The 15,130-nt window shown below is 47.5% G+C and carries 14 protein-coding genes; 8 read left to right on the forward strand and 6 right to left on the reverse strand.

From position 1 onward, the window contains the following. Positions 1-30: 30 nt before the first annotated feature. From jag to rpmH, 4 genes are all read right to left on the reverse strand, one after another. Positions 31-765, reverse strand: coding sequence for an RNA-binding cell elongation regulator Jag/EloR (jag, locus tag BN3772_RS07250; protein WP_042181939.1), 735 nt, complete (start codon positions 763-765; stop codon positions 31-33). After that, positions 762-1,664 (reverse strand): YidC/Oxa1 family membrane protein insertase, encoded by a 903-nt coding sequence (locus BN3772_RS07255; RefSeq protein WP_042181941.1) that lies wholly within the window; start codon positions 1,662-1,664, stop codon positions 762-764. The genes jag and BN3772_RS07255 overlap by 4 nt, the downstream gene beginning before the upstream one ends. 86 nt (positions 1,665-1,750) lie before the next feature. Beyond that, the gene (rnpA, locus tag BN3772_RS07260; protein WP_042181943.1) at positions 1,751-2,101 is read right to left on the reverse strand and encodes a ribonuclease P protein component; all 351 of its coding nucleotides are present in this window, start codon (positions 2,099-2,101) and stop codon (positions 1,751-1,753) included. Positions 2,102-2,438: 337 nt separating this feature from the next. Continuing rightward, on the reverse strand, positions 2,439-2,573 hold the full coding sequence (gene rpmH, locus BN3772_RS07265) for a 50S ribosomal protein L34 (RefSeq protein ID WP_019914530.1): 135 nt from the start codon (positions 2,571-2,573) through the stop codon (positions 2,439-2,441). A 673-nt stretch (positions 2,574-3,246) separates the two neighbouring features. On the opposite strand from rpmH, the gene dnaA reads away from it, so the two are divergent. The 6 genes from dnaA to gyrB all read left to right on the forward strand — a co-directional run bounded on the left by dnaA (position 3,247) and on the right by gyrB (position 9,572). Beyond that, entirely contained in the window at positions 3,247-4,593 is a 1,347-nt protein-coding gene (dnaA, locus tag BN3772_RS07270) for a chromosomal replication initiator protein DnaA (protein WP_042171785.1), read from the forward strand. Positions 4,594-4,792: 199 nt separating this feature from the next. Beyond that, on the forward strand, positions 4,793-5,935 hold the full coding sequence (gene dnaN / locus BN3772_RS07275; RefSeq protein WP_042171787.1) for a DNA polymerase III subunit beta: 1,143 nt from the start codon (positions 4,793-4,795) through the stop codon (positions 5,933-5,935). 46 nt (positions 5,936-5,981) lie between these two features. Next, positions 5,982-6,209, forward strand: coding sequence for a S4 domain-containing protein YaaA (gene yaaA / locus BN3772_RS07280; RefSeq protein WP_042198237.1), 228 nt, complete (start codon positions 5,982-5,984; stop codon positions 6,207-6,209). 23 nt (positions 6,210-6,232) lie between these two features. Continuing rightward, positions 6,233-7,351, forward strand: coding sequence for a DNA replication/repair protein RecF (recF, locus tag BN3772_RS07285; protein WP_042198239.1), 1,119 nt, complete (start codon positions 6,233-6,235; stop codon positions 7,349-7,351). Between the two features lie 16 nt (positions 7,352-7,367). Beyond that, on the forward strand, positions 7,368-7,616 hold the full coding sequence (gene remB / locus BN3772_RS07290; protein ID WP_039868811.1) for an extracellular matrix regulator RemB: 249 nt from the start codon (positions 7,368-7,370) through the stop codon (positions 7,614-7,616). Positions 7,617-7,661: 45 nt separating this feature from the next. Continuing rightward, positions 7,662-9,572, forward strand: a complete 1,911-nt coding sequence (gene gyrB / locus BN3772_RS07295; protein ID WP_042198241.1) for a DNA topoisomerase (ATP-hydrolyzing) subunit B — start codon at positions 7,662-7,664, stop codon at positions 9,570-9,572. A 98-nt stretch (positions 9,573-9,670) separates the two neighbouring features. Here gyrB and BN3772_RS07300 read toward each other — a convergent pair whose 3' ends face one another. Beyond that, complete coding sequence (locus BN3772_RS07300; protein WP_042198243.1) at positions 9,671-10,543, reverse strand: YheC/YheD family protein; 873 nt, start codon at positions 10,541-10,543, stop codon at positions 9,671-9,673. Between the two features lie 311 nt (positions 10,544-10,854). On the opposite strand from BN3772_RS07300, the gene gyrA reads away from it, so the two are divergent. Continuing rightward, positions 10,855-13,401: a DNA gyrase subunit A gene (gene gyrA, locus BN3772_RS07305; RefSeq protein WP_042198245.1), complete on the forward strand. Its 2,547-nt coding sequence runs from the start codon at positions 10,855-10,857 to the stop codon at positions 13,399-13,401. Between the two features lie 156 nt (positions 13,402-13,557). Further along, a complete protein-coding gene (locus BN3772_RS07310; RefSeq protein WP_042198247.1) occupies positions 13,558-14,661 on the forward strand; it encodes an HD-GYP domain-containing protein in 1,104 nt (367 codons plus the stop codon). A 168-nt stretch (positions 14,662-14,829) separates the two neighbouring features. Here BN3772_RS07310 and BN3772_RS31015 read toward each other — a convergent pair. Next, positions 14,830-15,130, reverse strand: a 301-nt coding sequence (locus tag BN3772_RS31015; RefSeq protein ID WP_209443625.1) for a hypothetical protein, incomplete at its 5' end; no start/stop codon positions are given.

The raw sequence follows: 15,130 nt of genomic DNA on the forward strand, positions 1-15,130 counted from the left end.
GACAAGGAGTCATTGCAGCCTATTTAATCTCTACTTCAATGTTATAACGACACGCCGGTTGGGTTCTTCACCCTTACTGAGTGTACTGACCTGACGATGATCCTGCAGCCTGGAGTGAATAATCTTACGCTCCTGCGGTGACATCGGTTCCAGTACAACCTCTTTACGGGTCCGGATTACCCGGCCGGCCAGACGGTCGGCCAGCTCCTCAAGCGTCTTCTTGCGGCGATCACGGAAATTCTCCGCATCAAGCACCAGACGGACGAAGCTGTCAGAATAACGGTTGGCCACAATATTAGCCAAATACTGCAGAGCATCGAGAGTTTGTCCTCTTCTGCCAATCAGAAGTCCCAGATCCGGACCGGAAATTTGCAGAATGGTCGATTCCTTGGTATGAACGATTTCTACTTCCACCGTAAGCCCCATGCTCTTGGCGACATCGACAATGAAATGAACGGCCTGTTGGTAAGCTTCCTCTGCCGGTTGTCCGGAATCTTGGCGCGGCACACCGCCGCCAGCCTCCTGCTTGCTCTCTCGTGTTGACTGCTGAGGCAGTGACGGAGCACTCGCCGCTGATGCCGGTGCGGCTTCAGGAATCAAGGTAAGCTCCACCTTGGCGCCCTTCGCACCGATCAATCCCAGGAATCCTTTTGACGGCTGTTCTAGTACGCTGACCGTTACCCGGTCCTTTTGAACTCCAAGCTGGCTAAGGCCACGTTCTACAGCTTCTTCAATGGTTTTCCCTGTTGCGACGACTTTGCTCATTTTGACTTTTTGGCTCCCTTCGCTTTGCCGCTATTGCCTTTTGCAGCGGGAGTAACATCCTTGCGAGTGCTTGAATCCTTGCCCTTCACAAGATTGACTTCTTTGCTGGTACCGGCACCTGCGACAGCCAATTTGGTCTTATCGTTGTTGCGGTATAAGAAGTAGTTCTGAATGATAGTGTACACGTTACTGTAAACCCAGTATAGTGGCAGTGCCGCCGGGAAATTGTAAGACATGATGAATATCAGAACCGGGTATACCATCATCATGAACTGCATAGGACCCTGCTGCTGAACCGGATTCATCTTCGTCATCATCCGGGTCTGAAGGAACGTTGTAGCCGCAGCTAGCAGCGGCAGAATGAACAGCTTATCCGGTTCCCCTAGCTGAAGCCACAGGAACGAATGCTCACGCAGATCCGGATTATAATAAATCGAGTTGTACAGGGCAATAAAAATCGGCATTTGCACGATCAGCGGCAGACAGCCGGCCATCGGATTAACTTTGTTCTCCTGGAAGAGACGCATAGTTTCCTGCTGCACCTTTTCAGGCTGATCTTTATATTTTTTCTGGATTTTCTGGAGCTCCGGTTGAATGGCCTGCATCGCACGCGAGCTTTTTACCTGTTTCATGGTGAGCGGCAGGATCAGCGTGCGGACGATGATTACCATTACAAGTACGGCTAGTCCATATTGTCCATTAAACCACTTGGCGAACGTATCGAGGGCGATGGCGAAATAATATACTACGTTACTCTGCCAAAAGCCTCCATTCTTCAAATCCTCCGTCGTATGCGTAACCGCTGATGATGGAGCGCATCCTGACAGAACAGCAATCATCAGTACCATTAACCCGAGGAGAAGAAACATTTTTCCCCGTTTAGTCTTCATTAGAGACACCTCAAAACCCCTCTCTTAAACATTCCACTGCACCGTAAATCATACCATAATTATGAAGACAAATAAACAAGCCTGTTCCGGGCCTGTTATTTGCGTGAAGCCTTGAGCAGCTTGGCTTTGCGGAGTACATGCAGCGCGCTTTTTTCGAGCTCCGCATAATCCTTATCCAGCGCTCCCTTTCTAACGATGAACACGATATCCAGCCCGCCGGCAATTTCCGGCTCATGATGGCGGACAATCTCCTTTACCAGCCGTCTCATACGGTTGCGGACGACGGCATTTCCGACTTTTTTACTGACCGATACACCAAGCCGGAACCGCTCGACCTCTTTTTTGCTGAACCAGTACACGACAAACTGATGATTCGCAAATGACTTCCCATGGCGGTATACGCGGCTGAAGTCCGCACGGTTTCTTAATCGTAGACTTTTGTGCACGGGAATCTCCTATTCAAATACCGGATACTCAGGCAAGCTCCGGAAAATGATCTTCTACTTAGTATAGTCATCCGGCTGCCGTCATAAACGGCTTCCCCCGGATCAGGCATGTTCTTCCCCCAGTTATGCATATACATAAAAAAACCCCGCAAAGTATAGCAAACAGCCTTTGCAGAGCCTCATCCAAATCCATATGCATCCGGCAGAAACAGCCCTGGTCCTATAAAAACACCGGTATCTGTTTCTGCCCTATATAAGGAAGCAAAATTTTCAGGACAGTCTGACGGCTTCCTTATATTTAAAAAAGGACCACCGCAGTGGTCCCTAAGTGCCTAACTTACGCACTCAAAACTTTTCTGCCTTTCAGGCGGCGGGCTGCCAGCACTTTACGGCCGTTTTTCGTGCTCATTCTTTTGCGGAAACCATGCACCTTTTTGCGTTTGCTCACATTCGGTTTGAACGTCGGTCTCATGTATTGCACCTCCCTTACAGGATCTTAATTACTGTCTTATTAGCAGAAACGGTCTAAGCCGTCCTTTTGAGTAGGGACAGTATCTACAAGTATCATCAATTCATTTGAAGACATATCCTCACAGAAAACACCTTTATATATTAAAGCATATTTTTGTCCCAAAAGTCAACCGTTTGTCTTTGCTTCCTTCCCCTCTCCAAAAAACGCTTATCCACAGTCCTTCCTCGTCTAAAAAGGTATCCACAAGCTTATTCAGTTATCCACCTGTGATTAAATAAAATATCCACTGCCCGAATCTTGAGTACAACCTGTGTATAAAAAAAATAGACCGCTGACAGAAACTGTCGAACGGTAAACAAATTATCAACAATATCTAGTGTTGTTCTTAAAAATTATACACAAGTGATTGAATTTGTGGATAAAATGGCTCGGCTCATTGAAAAATAAGGGACGTTTTGCTATGATGGTATTACTTTTGAATGTGAATAGATTTGTTTGTTCTATAAATTATCAACAAGCTGTGGATAAAGTTGTGAACAATTCAAGTTTATCCATATTTTTTTGTCTCTATATATTGCTTACTGGGGATAAGATTCAGCACGAACCCATTTTCTTCGACATTTCCACTTCATGGCTGACGCCACATTTGGAAGATTTAAAGGAGTGACAGTCTGTGGACAGCCATACTTCCGAATTATGGCAGCAAATTTTATCGATTATTCAAACTAAACTAAGCAAACCGAGTTTTGATACCTGGTTCAAAGCGACGAAGGCTATTTCGTTCAGCTCCCAGGCTATGATTATCTCGGCGCCTACAACATTTGCCGTAGAATGGCTGGAAAGTCGTTATACTAAGCTGGTAGGAGCAACAGTTTATGAAGTAACAGGACAACAGGTAGACGTGAAATTTGTTATTGAGGAGAACAAGCCTGCAGAGCCTGTAATTCAACAGGCAGCACCTTCGCCGGCAGTATCGCGCGAGGAGGCACAGACTCACCTGCTCAATCCGAAATATACGTTTGACACGTTCGTAATCGGTTCCGGCAACCGTTTTGCGCATGCAGCCTCACTGGCTGTGGCCGAAGCGCCTGCCAAGGCTTATAATCCCCTGTTCCTGTATGGCGGCGTCGGTCTGGGGAAGACGCATTTAATGCATGCCATCGGGCACTATGTGCTGGAGCATAACCCTAACAACAAGGTAATTTACATCTCATCCGAGAAATTCACGAATGAATTTATCAATTCTATCCGTGATAACCGCGGTGAGAGCTTCCGCAACAAATACCGCAACGTAGACATTTTGCTTATTGACGATATTCAGTTCCTGGCCGGCAAAGAATCAACGCAGGAGGAATTTTTCCATACGTTTAACGCCCTGCATGAGGAACGCAAGCAGATTATCATCTCCAGTGACCGTCCGCCTAAGGAGATCCCGACGCTGGAAGAACGTCTGCGCTCCCGGTTTGAGTGGGGTCTGATCACTGACATTCAGCCGCCGGATCTGGAGACACGGATCGCCATTCTGCGCAAAAAAGCCAAGGCGGAGAACCTCGACATTCCCAATGAAGCTATGATGTACATCGCTAACCAGATTGATACGAACATCCGAGAGCTGGAGGGCGCGCTGATCCGGGTTGTTGCCTACTCCTCCTTAACCAACCAGGATGTGACAACTCATCTGGCAGCCGAGGCACTGAAGGATATTATCCCTTCCAGCCGGCCCAAAATGATTACCATCAATGATATTCAGCAAAGGGTCGGAGAATACTACAATCTTCGCATGGAGGATTTTAAGGCTCGAAAACGTACGAAGGCAGTCGCTTTCCCGCGGCAGATTGCAATGTATCTGTCCCGCGAGCTGACGGATTATTCGCTGCCCAAGATCGGAGAGGCCTTCGGGGGACGCGACCATACAACCGTTATCCATGCGCATGAGAAAATTACACAGTCATTAAAGGTCGATCAGGAGTTGTACAAAGTGGTAAATAATCTAGCAGAGAAAATTAAAAATCCTTCTTAAGGAACAAAGAGCCTATGCACAATCTATACACATGTGAATAGGCTTAATTTTATGCTGTTTTCTAGACTTATCCACATAACCGGAGCCCCTACTACTAATACTAATAAAGATCTATAATAATTAATCTTCTAAAAGCTTCAGGTTCAGAAGAAAAATACACGCAGTTCAAACCCCCAACTTTCCAGCTAGGAGTGAAATCATGAAAATCAGCATTCTTAAAAATGAGCTCAATGAATCGATTGGACATGTATCCAAAGCTATATCCAGCAGAACCACCATTCCAATCCTCACCGGTATTAAGTTTGAGGTCAGCCATCAGGGCGTTACACTAACGGCCAGCGATACAGATATTTCGATTCAATCCTTCATTCCGGCCGAAAATGACAGCCATACAGTCGTTAAGGTCGAGCAGCCGGGAAGCGTAGTACTTCCGGCAAAGTTTTTTGTCGAAATCATCAAGAAGCTTCCCTCCAAGGAAATTCACATGGAAGTGAAGGAAGGCTTCCAGACCTATATCTCTTCCGGTTCCACCGAGATTCAGATTGTAGGTCTTGATCCGGAGGAATTCCCGGTTCTGCCTAGCATTGAAGAGAACGAGACGGTTTCCCTGCCAGGGGATCTGCTCAAAAATATGATCAAACAGACGGCTTTTTCTATTTCTACCCAAGAAACAACACCGATTCTTACAGGTATTCTGTGGAATCTGACCGATAATGAATTTAAATTTACAGCAACTGACCGCCACCGCCTGGCTACAAGAGCTGCACATCTGGAGGGTACCGAAAGCGTACAGTTCTCAAATGTGGTCATCGCCGGTAAAACGCTGAACGAGCTGAGCAAAATTATTCCAGACCAGAACATGCTGGTGGATATCGTCGTGGCAGACAACCAGGTCCTGTTCAAAATTGATAAGGTACTGTTCTATTCCCGTATTCTGGACGGCATTTATCCGGATACTTCTAGAATTATTCCGACAGCCTACAAAACAGAACTGACTTTGGACACAAAAAAATTAAGTGAATCGATTGACCGCGCTTATTTGCTGTCCCGTGAGGAAAAAACGAATATTGTCCGGATGCAGACGCTCGATAACGGGGATGTCGAAATTTCCTCCAGCTCCTCAGAGCTTGGTAAAGTACGGGAAGAGCTGGAAGTCATTGATTTCAAAGGCGAACCGCTCAGAATCTCCTTTAACTCAAAATATATGCTGGATGTACTGAAGGTTGTCGAAAGTGAGCAGCTGGTGATTGCTTTTACCGGAATGATGAGCCCGATTATTCTCCGGCCGCTGGATGACAGCCGCAGCCTTTATGTCATTCTGCCTTACCGCACAACTAATTAATGCTGCTGTTCACGTCTGTGGATAAGTGGTGGAAAGGACAAAAAACATGAAAAAAATACTTATCCACAGTGGATATATTAAGCTCGACCAGTTTTTGAAGCTCTCTGATTGTGTATCCACAGGGGGAATGGCAAAGGCTCTGCTGCAGGAGGGACATGTGATTGTTAACGGGGAAGTGGAAGAACGGCGTGGAAGAAAGCTCTACCCTGGTGATAGAATAGAGGTTCAGGATAACGGCGTTTTCGAGGTTGAAGGCGGCGGAATACAAGAGTAGTACTTCGGGGAGGCCTAAGCTTCGTGTTTGTTAAAAATATCGGTCTGCAGCATTATCGCAACTATGAGCTGCTGCGTCTGGAAAGCCTGGGCGATGTCAACCTGATTCTCGGCCGGAATGCCCAGGGCAAGACAAACCTCATGGAGGCTCTGTTTGTACTGGCTATGACCAAAAGCCACCGCACTTCCAAGGACAAGGAGCTCATATCATTCGACGCTCCTGCCGGGGCAGCTCAGATTGTCGCTGAGGTGGAGCGCAAATACGGGGACCTCAAGCTGGAGCTTACTTTATCTGCTGGCGGCAAAAAAGCAAAAATAAACGGACTGGAGCAGCGGCGCTTAAGCGAATTCGTCGGCTCGCTGAATGTAGTCATGTTCGCTCCGGAGGATCTGGAGATTGTCAAAGGTACGCCGGGTATACGCCGCCGTTTTCTGGATATGGAAATCGGCCAGGTGCAGCCCAGCTACCTTTTTCACTTACAGCAGTATCAGAAGGTGCTGCTCCAACGGGGCAATTTGCTCAAGCAGCTGTGGGGCAAAGAAGCTGCCGGTAAAGAGCTTCTGGAAATATGGGATGCCCAACTTATAGAGCATGGTGTTAAAATCGTAAAAAAAAGGAAACAATTCATAAAGAAGCTGCAGATCTGGGCAGAAAGCATTCACCGGGGCATTACAAATGGCGGAGAAGAGCTCAAGCTGCTGTATGTTCCCTCGTTCGGTGAACGCGAAGAGGAAGATGAAGCTGTTTTATTGGACAAATTTATGTTAAAGTTATCACAAACGAGAGAACAGGAAATTAGGCGCGGCATGACGCTGACGGGTCCCCATAGGGATGACCTGTCCTTTTTTATCAACGGAAGAGAAGCTCAGGTCTACGGCTCCCAGGGACAGCAGCGTACGGCGGCTTTATCGCTCAAGCTGGCGGAAATTGAACTGATCCATGAGGAGATCGGAGAATATCCTGTGCTGCTTCTTGATGATGTTTTGTCCGAACTTGATCCCTATCGTCAGACCCAGCTTATCGAAACCTTTCAGAGTAAGGTGCAGACGTTTATTACTGCTACCGATGTGGAGAGTCTGAATGCCGACAAGCTGAAGGGCGCAAGCCTATACCATGTTCAAGATGGAAAAGTGGAGATTTAAAGAGCGGAGGCAGATCATGTATATTCATTTGGGCGGGGAGAAGGTTATAAGATCCTCAGAGCTGATAGCAATATTTGATATATCAATCGAAAAGTCCTCTAAGGTATCCAAACAGTTCATTCTTCATTCCGGACAGGACAAGAAATTGGAACGGATCGGTGAAGAGGAAGCCAAATCCATTGTCGTCACTAAAAATACGGTATACTACTCCCCCATTTCCTCCTCCACTCTCAAAAAAAGAGCCAAAATCTTGTTGGAAATATAAATCGTTGAGGTTATAAGAGATAATCTGAAAGAAGTAGGTGAAGGCATGTCAATGAATCAACCGACATATGATGAGAGCCAGATTCAGGTGCTTGAAGGGCTGGAAGCGGTCCGGAAGCGTCCCGGCATGTACATCGGCTCTACCAGCGCCAAGGGTCTGCATCATTTGGTCTGGGAGGTTGTCGATAACAGTATCGATGAGGCGCTGGCAGGTTTTTGCGACCGGATTCAAGTGATTATTCATGAAGATAACAGTATTACTGTAATTGATAACGGGCGGGGTATTCCTGTCGGCGAGAATGTGAAGCTGAAGAAATCCACGCTTGAAGTTGTAATGACTGTTCTGCATGCCGGAGGTAAATTCGGCGGCGGCGGATATAAGGTTTCCGGCGGTCTGCACGGCGTTGGTATCTCCGTTGTAAATGCATTGTCCGAGAAGGTAGTAGTGACCGTTAAGCGTGACGGCCATGCTTACCGGCAGGAATACAGACGCGGTGCTCCGCAGTACGATATCAAGATAATCGGTGATTCTGATGAGACTGGAACAACAACAACCTTTCTTCCGGACCCGGAGATCTTTACCGAAACCACGGTTTATGAATATACAACCCTGCTGACACGTATCCGCGAGCTTGCCTTCCTGAACAAGGGCATTGAGCTTTCGCTGCTGGATGAGCGGACCGGAGTATCCAATACGTTCAAATATGACGGCGGTATCGTGGAGTATGTAAAGTATCTGAACGAGAAAAAAGAAGCGCTGCATGAGGAACCGATCTACGTGGAGGGTTCACGGGATATGATTGCGGTTGAGGTAGCTCTGCAGTATAACGATTCGTATACAGAGAATATCTATTCTTTTGCCAATAACATCAATACACATGAAGGCGGAACGCATGAATCCGGCTTTAAGAGCGCGCTGACGCGGATTATTAACGATTATGCCCGCAAGACCGGCGTAATTAAGGACAGCAGCAACAACCTGACCGGAGACGATGTCCGCGAAGGGCTGACGGCGATTATTTCAGTTAAAATTCCTGAGCCGCAGTTTGAGGGCCAGACTAAGACTAAGCTTGGTAACAGTGAGGTCCGCGGCATTGTTGAATCCCTGTTCGGTGAAAAGCTGCAGGAATTCCTTGAAGAGAACCCGGCAGTTTCCCGGCGTGTCCTGGAGAAGTCGCTTCAGGCTTCCCGTGCACGTGAAGCAGCCCGCAAAGCCCGCGAGCTGACACGGCGTAAGAGTGCGCTTGAAGTCAGCGCTCTTCCGGGTAAGCTGGCTGACTGCTCGTCCAAGGATGCTTCGATCAGTGAGCTTTATATCGTCGAAGGAGACTCTGCCGGCGGATCAGCCAAGCAGGGACGAGACCGCCATTTCCAGGCGATTCTGCCGCTGCGCGGTAAGATCCTGAACGTTGAGAAGGCACGTCTGGACCGTATTTTGTCCAATGCCGAGATCCGGGCTATTATCACGGCGCTGGGTACAGGTATCAGTGATGACTTTGATATATCCAAAGCACGCTACCACAAAATCGTCATCATGACCGATGCTGATGTCGACGGTGCCCATATCCGTACCCTGCTGCTGACCTTCTTCTACCGGTACATGCGGAAAATTATCGAAGCGGGCTTTATCTATATCGCCCAGCCGCCGCTCTTTAAGATTGAGCGTAATAAGGTAATCCGCTATGCACAGTCGGAGAGAGAACGTGATGAGATCATTGCCGGCTTCGGCGAAAATGTGAAAGTAAACGTTCAGCGTTATAAAGGGCTTGGAGAGATGAATGCTACGCAGTTATGGGATACGACAATGGACCCTGAGAGCCGTACGATGCTGCAGGTCACCATTGAGGATGCTATCCTGGCTGACGGAATCTTCGATACGCTGATGGGCGATAACGTAGAGCCGCGCCGTGAATTCATCCAGGAGCATGCCCAGTCTGTCCGTAACCTTGATGTGTAATCATTAGTCCTGCTTGTGATAAGAACCTCCGGTAACTATTCGCAGATGAATAGTTACCGGAGGTTCTTTTTTAACGGGCAGCCATTGCCGGTGTATGATTATTGCAGGCGAAGCTTCCTGCGAGTACTTCCTGCAGGTTTTGTCTTCTTCAGACGCCCGTAGTAAATAGCATAGCGGCGGATTTTACGGTAAATGGATTTGTCGGGGAAGGTTTTAAATACCATAATTGCCGGGAGTGTATTGACCTCAAGCAGCCATGGATCATGATGCTGATCCAGAGCTACATCAAGCCCGATCTCTTTAAGTCCCGGATAGGCAGTCTCAAGCTGTGCACCTATTCTGACTCCTAATGATTTCAGCTGTTGAATCATACCGGCCATCTCACCCGGGCTCATATGCTCTTTAAACAAATCCTCCACAGAGAAAATGCTTCCGCCGTTATGGTAATTCGTCACCACCTTCTGCGGTGCAGCGACTCTTCCGAGCATGCCGGTTGTTTCCCAGCCGCCTGATGGCGTCTTTTGCGTAAGTACACGCAGATCAAACGGACGGTCATGGTGCTTGAGCAGATCAATGCCCTGCTGCACCAGATAGGGGCGCCCATTAAGCTTGGGGAGAATAGCAGCGTCAAGCAGGGCGGCTGAATTATAGACTTCCGTATCTTTTCCATAACGCAGTACATACATGATTTGCTCCAGATGATCGGGCTTTCCGTCTTCAGCTACAGAAGCTTCATCATCGGACTGATGCCTGCTTGGACTTAAATGCACAACACGCCGCTCCGCCCGCATAACACCTATGCCGTAAGTACCCCGGTCAGGCTTGATGTATACCGTACCATAGATATCAAGCAGCTCGGTCAGATGGTCCAGACTGTATTTTCGCGTTTCCGGAATGAAGATCGCCAGCTGGCGGTTTTGCAGGATGACTTTGGTTTTGGCCCATTTACTGGACACGCGTTGAATCCTCATTATTTTCCTCCCAGCCTATTTCTTAATTGCAGATTGCGCTCTTAATTGTCAGGACAAGTTAACTAAATAATGTTATAATATTAGGATATGGGGCTATACCTCTATGACCATAAATAGGGTCAAGAACCCGTTCCACTTGTCTGTACAGTCTATGTACTGGAGGCATTGGCGGAAAGGGCATATACCCCTGCCCGTGCTAAAAAGAAATGAATAATAGCAGATATAAGGCTACCCCCGTTTAATTGTGCTGTTTTTGTGAAAGTAATATAATTAAGGGTAGCGGTTTTTAACTGAAGGAGGTCCAGCAACTCATGGCTGAACAAAATAACCCGCAAATCAAAGACCGGGACATTGGCGAGGAAATGCGCGAATCCTTTATGGATTATGCGATGAGCATCATTGTCAGCCGGGCTTTGCCGGATGTGCGGGACGGACTCAAGCCTGTTCACCGGCGCATTCTGTTTGCAATGTCTGAACTCGGAATGTCTCCGGATAAACCTCATAAGAAGTCAGCGAGAATCGTCGGCGAGGTTATCGGTAAGTATCACCCGCACGGTGACTCTGCCGTATATGAGACCATGGTACGTATGGCTCAGGATTTCTCGATGCGTTATATGCTTGTAGACGGACATGGCAACTTTGGTTCGATCGACGGTGATATGGCAGCAGCAATGCGTTACACAGAAGCCCGTTTATCCAAAATTGCCGGCGAAATGCTGCGTGACCTTAACAAGGAAACGGTTGATTTTGCGCCTAACTATGACGGTGAAGAGCATGAGCCCACAGTATTGCCTGCCCGCTATCCGAACCTTCTTGTTAACGGGGTATCAGGGATTGCAGTAGGTATGGCAACTAATATTCCTCCTCATAATCTGGGAGAGGTTATTGACGGTGTACAGGCTATGATCAAGAATCCGGACATTACACCTATGGAGCTTATGGAATATATCCAGGGCCCGGATTTTCCGACAGCCGGATACATTTTGGGACGTGAAGGCATCCGCCAAGCGTACCGTACGGGACGCGGATCAGTAACCATGCGTGCCAAGGCGACTATTGAGGAAAACGGCGGCAAAGCCCGGATCATTGTGCACGAGCTTCCTTACCAGGTTAACAAAGCCAGACTGGTAGAGAAGATTGCAGAGCTGGTACGCGAGAAACGGATTGAGGGTATTACGGATCTGCGCGATGAGTCAGACCGTACGGGTATGCGTGTCGTTATTGAGATGCGCCGCGACGTTAACCCTAACGTTGTGCTGAACAATCTTTACAAGCATACGGCTATGCAATCGACCTTCGGCATTAATATGCTGGCGATTGTAAACAACGAGCCTAAAATTCTCAATCTCCGTGATGTGCTCTACCACTATCTGCAGCATCAGATTGAAGTTATCCGCCGCCGGACAATTTTTGATCTGAAGAAGGCTGAAGCGCGTGCACATATCCTGGAAGGTCTGCGTATTGCGCTTGATAATCTGGATGAGATTATTGCTCTGATCAGAGGTTCACGCACTACCGATATTGCCCGTGAAGGTTTGATGGAAACATTTAACCTGAGTGTCGAGCAGGCACAGGCTATCCTCGATATGCGGATGCAGCGTCTGACCGGACTGGAACGTGAGAAGATTGAGAACGAATATAATGAGCTGCTGGCCAAGATTTCCGAGTACAAGGAAATTCTGGCTAACGAGCATCTGGTCCTGGAGATTATCGGCAACGAGCTGCAGGAAATTCGTGATAAATACTCCGATGAGCGTCGGACCGAAATTACGGTCGGGGAAGAAAGTATCCTTGATGAGGATCTGATCCCGCGTGAAGAGGTCGTTATTACGATTACACATACCGGCTATATCAAACGTCTGCCGGTCAGCACATACCGCAGCCAGAAGCGCGGCGGGCGTGGCGTAATCGGCATGGATACCAAGGATGCGGACTTTGTGGAGCATCTCTTCGTGAGCAACTCGCATAATTATCTGCTGTTCTTTACCGATAAGGGTAAGGTATACCGGATCAAAGCTTATGAGATTCCAGAGCTTGGACGTACTGCGCGGGGAACACCGATCATCAACCTGATTCAGATTGAACAGGGTGAAAAGATCAGTGCTGTAATTCAGGTACAGGAGACAGACAGCGACAAGTATCTGTTTTTTGCTACCAGCGAGGGTATTGTGAAAAAGACTCCGCTTGAGGATTACAACAATATCCGCAAAGGCGGACTTATCGCCATTAACCTTCGTGAGGAGGATTCACTGATTGAAGTGAAGCTGACTGACGGACAGCAGAATCTGATTATAGGTACTGCCCGCGGTATGTCGATCACCTTCTCCGAGAATGATGTCCGTTCTATGGGACGAAGCGCAACCGGCGTTAAGGGGATCAGCCTGGATGAAGATGACCACGTTATTGGTATGGATTGTGTAGATAAGGATCTTGAAGTGCTTATCGTAACGACCAAGGGTTACGGCAAACGTACACCTGCCGGGGATTACCGTTCCCAGACCCGCGGGGGTAAAGGAATCAAGACGATTAACCTAACCGATAAGAACGGTCCTGTCGTAGGTCTTAAGGTTGTTAAGAGCGATGAGGATCTGATGATCATCACTACCAGCGGTACACTGATCCGTACCAGTATGGACGGAATTTCAACTATGGGCCGGTATGCACAAGGTGTTAAGCTTATCAACATCCGTGAGGATGATGCTGTAGCTACACTATGCAGAGCGGATAAAGAGGAAGACGAGCTGCCGGATCTTGAGGACGGCGAAGAAGGACAAGGAACACAGGAAGTGGATGCAGAGACGTTGACTGATTCGGAGCCTTTGGCAGATGCTGAGGGTGAAGAGGATAGTCTGGAGTAGCATTTAAAAGCACGGGATTTCTGATTACAGAAGCCCGTGCTTTTTTAATTAATTTATCGAATTGACCGTACGCTATCTAGTCGCTTCTATGTATCCATAATATAATTAAAGAATTAATTAGTAGCTAAGCTGTACAGAAACAGAGGGGCTGAGTATATGCCAAGTGTAACCGTGGCAGAGGTAAAACCAGGTTCAAAGATTATTAAAGATGTTAACACACCTTTAGGAGGGCTGCTGTTTTCTAAAGGGAAGGTAATTTTGCCTCGGGATATTGAGATTCTGCAGGCCTTCCTTGTTCAGCAAGTGGAGATTGAAGGTGCACAGATCGAGAATAAAGCTCCCGAACAGCCCAAAACAACAGCTGTCAAGAACACACCCGTTAAAGCGGGAGCAACAATTAATGAGGCACAGCTGGCCAAAACCAATTCTTCGCTGCATGACGAATATGAAAAACTGCTGGCGCTTGTTAAGCAGATATACCGCTCTGTCGCCGCTGCACCACTGCCTATTCTGGAGTTGCGAAGCCAGTTAGAAGCCTTAATCAATGAGCTTAAGGATTATCATGTCCTAAAATTTGCCCCGCGGGTTATTCATGATGAGGACTATAATTACCATAACGCCGTGCTCTCAGCGCTCACTTCGTATCGGATTGCCCAATGGTGCGGCTATCCGCAAAAGGATTGGATGCAGGCTGCATTTGCCGGCTTACTGCATGATATAGGGAATGCCAAGGTCGATGCCGCACTGCTGCAGAAGCCGACGCCGCTTACTGGAGACGAATTAGAAGAAGTACGTAGGCATACAACCTATGGATATCAGCTGCTGCGCAATGTTACGGCGATTAATGAAGGAGTCAGACTTGCGGCACTTCAGCATCACGAAAAAATAGACGGATCAGGCTATCCGCTGCGTCTGGAAGGGACCCAGATCCATTTCTATGCGAAGATTGTGGCTGTAGCTGATATCTTCCATGCCATGACCCTAAGAAAAGCTTACAGAAAGGCACAGTCGCCTTATCTGGTGCTTGAACAGATTCTGGCTGAGAGCTTCGGTAAGCTTGATCCGGTAATTGTTCAGACCTTTATTCAAAAAACTACAGATCTCTATAACGGAACACGAATTAAGCTAAGTGACGGCCGACATGGAGAGATCATTTTTACCGACCGCAGTAATCCTACAAGACCTATGGTCCAGGTGGAGGGGAAAATTGTTAACCTGATGCTGGAGCGGGAGCTGCACATTATGGAGATAATCGCTTAAAGTTATGATAAAGGCATACGATTTATTAGAGCTGTCTTAGTCCGGAAGCAACTGCGGAAGTTGACTGGACTTAAGACAGCTTTTAAAATGTTCAAAATAATGCTTGCATTAAATATCTGTACATGATATATTCTATATCTGGCCGCGAAACGCTGAAAAGCGTCGAAGCTAAGCTCGAAAAAAGAAATTAAAAAAGAGCTTGCAACGAACGACCGGATGTGATATAGTATAAGAGTTGCTGCTGACGAGATAATCGCAAGCGACAACGAGCTTGATCTTTGAAAACTGAACAACGAGTGAGTATCTGGAGATCACTTCGGTGAGATCCAAAAGTAGAGAATGCAAATTCTCGTCAGATGTTTCAAAATGAGCAATCGCTCTTTTCGATAGTTTTCGGAAGGTTGTTTCCTCGAAGTCATTCGGGTGAAGTAGCCGCTCGGAAAAACCTAATTGGAGAGTTTGATCCTGG

Source organism: Paenibacillus camerounensis, from assembly GCF_000723885.1.
Taxonomy (GTDB): Bacteria; Bacillota; Bacilli; order Paenibacillales; family Paenibacillaceae; genus Paenibacillus_AQ; species Paenibacillus_AQ camerounensis.

What these genes read in the sequence shown, in the direction of transcription:
- jag (WP_042181939.1), bottom strand. Translation starts at nt 765, where the DNA reads ATGAGCAAAGTCGTCGCAACAGGGAAAACCATTGAAGAAGCTGTAGAA.
- rpmH (WP_019914530.1), bottom strand. Translation starts at nt 2,573, where the DNA reads ATGAGACCGACGTTCAAACCGAATGTGAGCAAACGCAAAAAGGTGCAT.
- dnaN (WP_042171787.1), top strand. Translation starts at nt 4,793, where the DNA reads ATGAAAATCAGCATTCTTAAAAATGAGCTCAATGAATCGATTGGACAT.
- yaaA (WP_042198237.1), top strand. Translation starts at nt 5,982, where the DNA reads ATGAAAAAAATACTTATCCACAGTGGATATATTAAGCTCGACCAGTTT.
- remB (WP_039868811.1), top strand. Translation starts at nt 7,368, where the DNA reads ATGTATATTCATTTGGGCGGGGAGAAGGTTATAAGATCCTCAGAGCTG.
- gyrB (WP_042198241.1), top strand. Translation starts at nt 7,662, where the DNA reads ATGTCAATGAATCAACCGACATATGATGAGAGCCAGATTCAGGTGCTT.
- BN3772_RS07300 (WP_042198243.1), bottom strand. Translation starts at nt 10,543, where the DNA reads ATGAGGATTCAACGCGTGTCCAGTAAATGGGCCAAAACCAAAGTCATC.
- gyrA (WP_042198245.1), top strand. Translation starts at nt 10,855, where the DNA reads ATGGCTGAACAAAATAACCCGCAAATCAAAGACCGGGACATTGGCGAG.
- BN3772_RS07310 (WP_042198247.1), top strand. Translation starts at nt 13,558, where the DNA reads ATGCCAAGTGTAACCGTGGCAGAGGTAAAACCAGGTTCAAAGATTATT.